This is a genomic window from Bacillus sp. AFS001701 (genome assembly GCF_002559405.1).
GTDB lineage: Bacteria > Bacillota > Bacilli > Bacillales > Bacillaceae_G > Gottfriedia.
The window spans coordinates 1-2,498 of record NZ_NTZO01000466.1 but is presented as its reverse complement, the minus strand read 5'-3'; the positions used below and the strand labels follow the sequence as shown (position 1 = coordinate 2,498).

The following is a 2,498-nucleotide window of genomic DNA, read 5'->3' as shown; positions in this document are numbered from 1 at the left end:
CACTTTATGCAACTAACGCACGCGATAGTTCAATACCACGAGTACCTTTTTGGTACTCTTTTTTATTGGAGTAAATGACAGGATAGTCATATTGTAAAGGATGTAGTTTAGTATTAATAGAGGGGAAACCTATCATAAATAGAGGCGTTTTTAAAGAAACCTCTATAATTAGAGGTGATACAAATTTTGTATATCAGAAGGGAAAAGATAAGATATGTAGGTAAAAGGGAGAGGTGTTTTATGTTTAACTTGATTAACTGGAATTGTGAGATTTAAAAAGAGAAAGACTTTTATAAAATGCATTTGTAAAAAATTCAATAAAGTATAAAGAGCCTATATTCATATCAAAATATTTTAGGTTAAAATACTTTATTAAATTGATAAAAAGTAATCGATTCTATAAAATTCTATTACTTCATAATTTCTAAATCACACTCTACAGAAATGATATAGCCGGAAAATGGTCCAGTTAGAATAAACGCTATTGTAGCAAACATCAACATATACGGATTTCGTATATTTTCCTAATTAGCGCTGGATTTTTGCCAAGTCGGTTGGTGTCGTATTCTGGTCAATTCCAACTAGTATATTCAGCAAATAAGTAGCAGGTGGTGCTAGTGGTACGATTACCCTTTGGTAAATCTTGGGGGATGCTTCTGTTCAACCAACTACCATTAAAGGAGAACGAAGCGAGTGTTCTAAATAAAAGCAAGAATCATACTTTACAATTGTCCGTTGATGTCTTGAAGTTATCGATGAGGTTAGCAAACAATCTGGTGTCTCTNNCTCTTACTCCTTTGAATGAATCCTTGATTAGTTAAAAATATGTTTATTACCTGCCGGTATATAAAAAAAATAGGTTTCAAAGATTACATTCAGATAGAAATGCATTTGTTAAATGAAAATTGATACATATAAAAGATTATCAACTAGCTACTTTATTAAAGAAATAAAAAAATACCCGTTCCTAAGACCATTAAGAATGGGTATTTTTTTATAATGTGTAGTCACTAACTTAGAACATGCTTTCTCATTTAATAAAGCCCTCATAATAGGTGCCTGACATTGTTTGTGGAAAGTGTAGGAGTTTTGTCCATAATTACCAAATATTAACTGAAAAATCTTTATTGATAAAAAATTATGAAGGGCTTATAATACAAGTAAATCGATTTACTAAAACGGTTTACTAAAACGATTTACTAAATCGATTCACTCAAATGTTTTATTAAATAACTTGATAGAAAGGGTCTTCGCAATGAAAAATGTAATTGTCCCGTTAAATGCTTTTGACAGAATCGAAGTATTAGAGAAAGGGCATTCATCATTTGTTGAGCTAATTGCTCAGTCTGGTGCTTTTGGAGTGGAGATTCGCCATGAATTATTGCCAGTAGAGAACCCACAGCTTGATATAATTAGACGAAAAATTGATCAATATGGGCTTTTCACTATCTACTCTGTTCCGATTGAATGCTGGAAAGAAGATTACCAATTAAATGAAGAGCACTTAATGCAAGTTTTCGATGAAGGAAGGGTACTTGGAGCAAAATGGATAAAGATATCCTTGGGTCATTTTAATAAGGATGTTTCAGATGTCCTAGAATTAAAAAATTTCCTCAACCATCACCAAGATGTCCAGTTGCTGATCGAAAACGACCAAACATATTATGGCGGGAACGTTCATTCTTTAACATCTTTTTTTGAAAGCGTTACCGAACTCGATATTCCTGTTAAAATGACATTTGATGCCGGAAACTGGTATTTTTGTGGTCAGGATGTTGAGGAGGCATTAAGTAAACTTGCTCCATATGTAATTTATCTTCATTTAAAACAGGTAGAAGAACATGATGGCAGTCTACAAACCTTACCGGTGCAAACGGAAGGAAATCTTAGCTGGATGAAAGTTATGAAGAGTTTTCCAGTTGATATCGTTAAGGCGCTTGAATTTCCAATTGAACCGAAAGAGAAAACAAAAGAATATATTTATTTTGTTACTGAATTAGCAACAGAAAGTGGGGCTTTATCATGCGACAATTAGATGTAATTACCTTTGGTGAAGCTATGGCGATGTTTATTGCCGACAAACCTGGTTTCTTACATGAAATTAATCAATACAGCCTAGAACTTGCAGGTGCTGAAACTAATGTTGCCATCGGACTTGCTAGGCTTGGACTTCGTTCCGGCTGGGCTAGCAAAGTAGGGAAGGATGCTTTTGGTAAATTCATTATCCAACGGCTTAAAAATGAAAGCGTTGACATTAGTAGCGTGTTAATAGATGATCTGAACCCGACGGGATTCCAATTGAAATCGAAAGTAACCGAAGGGGATCCAGAAGTTCAATATTTCCGAAAAGGGTCTGCAGCAAGTCATTTCCAAATAGAGGATTTCAATGAAGAGTATTATAAGACAGCGACTCACCTGCATATGACGGGGATACCTTTAGCCATTTCCCAACAAGCAAGAGATTATGCTAAACATGCTTTATCATTTATGAAAAAGAA

Annotated in this window: 2 protein-coding genes; both read left to right on the top strand. The window is 34.2% G+C overall.

The window, feature by feature from the left end:
* The first annotated feature begins 1,255 nt into the window (after positions 1-1,255).
* Positions 1,256-2,035 (top strand): sugar phosphate isomerase/epimerase family protein, encoded by a 780-nt coding sequence (locus CN514_RS21170; protein ID WP_098234277.1) that lies wholly within the window; start codon positions 1,256-1,258, stop codon positions 2,033-2,035.
* A 29-nt stretch (positions 2,036-2,064) separates the two neighbouring features.
* A partial coding sequence (locus CN514_RS21165; RefSeq protein WP_286141784.1) for a PfkB family carbohydrate kinase occupies positions 2,065-2,498 on the top strand: 434 nt, incomplete at its 3' end.